The organism is Pseudomonas sp. SMSB3, assembly GCF_052041965.1.
Lineage (GTDB): Bacteria > Pseudomonadota > Gammaproteobacteria > Pseudomonadales > Pseudomonadaceae > Aquipseudomonas.
Genome location: NZ_JBKGGV010000045.1, coordinates 1 through 519 on the forward strand (window position 1 = coordinate 1; position 519 = coordinate 519).

Genomic DNA, 519 nt, shown 5'->3' on the forward strand with positions numbered 1-519 from the left:
CTGCACCTCGCTGCAACGCATCATCTGCTCCGGCGAAGCGCTGCCGGTGGAGCTGCAACGCCAGACCCTGGCGCTGCTGCCGCACAGCGGCCTGTACAACCTCTACGGCCCGACCGAAGCGGCCATCGACGTTACCCACTGGACGTGCGTCGAAGAAGGCAAGGATGGCGTGCCGATCGGCCGGCCGATCGCCAACCTGCAGACCTACGTGCTGGACGGTGAACTGAACCCGGTCAGCCCGGGTGTGACCGGCGAGCTGTACCTGGGCGGCCTTGGTTTGGCGCGCGGGTACCACCGTCGCCCGGCCCTGACGGCCGAGCGTTTCGTCACCAGCCCGTTCGAGGCTGGCCAGCGGCTGTATCGCACCGGTGACCTGGCGCGCCAGCGCGAGGACGGGGTGATCGAATACGCCGGGCGCATCGATCACCAGGTGAAGATCCGCGGCCTGCGCATCGAACTGGGCGAAATCGAAGCGCGCCTGCAAGAGCAGGACAGCGTGCGCGAAGCGGTGGTGGTGGC

Annotated in this window: 1 protein-coding gene; it reads left to right on the top strand. The window is 68.2% G+C overall.

Annotated features, from left to right (window positions below; genetic code table 11):
- Positions 1-519 (top strand): AMP-binding protein (locus ACLEJW_RS23220; protein WP_440778328.1); only part of this gene is annotated, 519 nt, incomplete at both ends.